Source organism: Treponema sp. R6D11 (assembly GCF_054786075.1).
On sequence record NZ_BDHD01000274.1, the window covers coordinates 1 to 1,770 of the forward strand.

Below are 1,770 nucleotides of genomic sequence, written 5' to 3' on the forward strand. Positions count from 1 at the left end.
TGATCTTGCCGCTTCCGACGGTTTTACTCGACGCGCTTATGGCGATGAACCTCATGCTTTCCCTTTTGATCCTACTTGTAGTTATTTATACCCAAAAACCCACCGAATTCAGCCTTTTCCCGACAATGCTCCTTGTCGCGACGGTTTTCTCGCTAGCGTTAAACGTTTCTTCCACACGGCTTATTTTGGCGCAGGGCATTAAATTTAACGGTAAAATGGTAAGGGCGTTTTCCAGCTTTGTAGTGGGGGTTTCCGGCAACGAAGGGATCGTTATCGGGTTTATCATCTTTATCATCATAATCGCTGTTCAGGCCGTCGTAATTACAAAGGGCGCGACCCGCGTTTCGGAAGTCGCCGCGCGCTTTACGTTGGACAGTATGCAGGTAAAAATGATGGCGGTTGAAACCGAATACAGTTCCGGCTCGATTACCGAGGAGGAATCCCAAAGAAGAAAAAATGAAATTCAAAAAGAATCGGATTTTTTCGGTTCAATGGACGGAGCGAGCAAATTCATATCCGGCAACGTTAAAATAGGAATCCTTATAACCGCAATAAACGTGCTCGGCGGAATTATCGTCGGAATGTCGCTTCACGGCGAACCGCTTGGAATTGCGGCTAACAACTATGTGAGCCTCGCTATAGGGGACGGGCTTGTTTCCCAGTTTCCTGCGCTGTTAGTTTCCACCGCGATGGGCATCGTGGTAACAAGGGCCGCCGCACCCGGCAGTCTGTCCGATCAGGTATTGGAGCAGTTGTTATACCGCAACCCCATCGTCTATTGGATCTGCGCCGGAGTCCTTGTGTTTCTTTCGGTACTGCCCGGCTTTCCGTGGTATGTTCTTATTCCCATGTCGGCTCTTATCGCCGCCCATGCCTACAGACAGGGAATTAAGCAGAAAAAAGCCGCGAGCTTTAACGAGATGATGGCAAAGTCAAAAGAGAAAAAAGACGAGAAAGCCGGGGAAATTTCCCCCGTCGTCCCGCTTGACGCTCTCTCTCTTGAACTCGGCTACGGGCTTGTCCCGCTCGTCGAAAAAGAAAAAGGAGCGGAACTTCTTGAAAGGGTGCAGAACGTAAGGCGGCAGTCCGCCTTTGATCTCGGCCTTGTTATTCCAAAGGTAAGAATAATTGACAATTCAATACTGGAGCCTTCCGAATACTGCTTTAAAATTAAGGGAGTAAATTCGGGCAGCGGGAAAATCCGCATAGGATATTACCTTTGCATAAACCCGGGAACCGTAACAACCGAATTGGAAGGCGAAAAAACCGTGGATCCCGCTTTCGGGCTTCCCGCGATTTGGATAGATCAGGAAAAGCGGGACGAAGCGGAACGCTGCGGCTATACGGTGGTGGATCCGCCTTCCATAATCGCGACCCACTTGACCGAAATTATACGCCGCCACGCCGCGGAGATCCTCGGCCTGCAGGATACCCAGGCGATTTTGGATACCCTGCGCAAAGAATACCCTGCCGTCATCGAGGAAGTTTTAAGGGAAGGCAAGGGCTTGCGGATCACGGAGATACAAAAGATACTCCACGGCCTGTTACGCGAAAGAGTTTCAATTCGAAACATGGTTACCATTCTGGAATCAATCGCGGATTACGCGCCCGTGTCCAAAAACATCTTGTTCCTTACCGAAAAGGCGCGTCAGGCCCTTGCCAGCCAGATATGCAGCCAGTACGCCGACGACGACCGCAGGCTCCGAATGCTTACGATAGAGCCTTCTTTAGAGCAAAAGATCATCGACAGCAAATATGAAACCGCGTCCG

The 1,770-nt window shown here is 50.2% G+C and carries 1 protein-coding gene; it reads left to right on the forward strand.

The genetic code is table 11. The features are described 5' to 3' along the window. Positions 1-1,770, forward strand: a 1,770-nt coding sequence (locus ACYVTD_RS12210) for a flagellar biosynthesis protein FlhA (RefSeq protein WP_461248032.1), incomplete at both ends; no start/stop codon positions are given.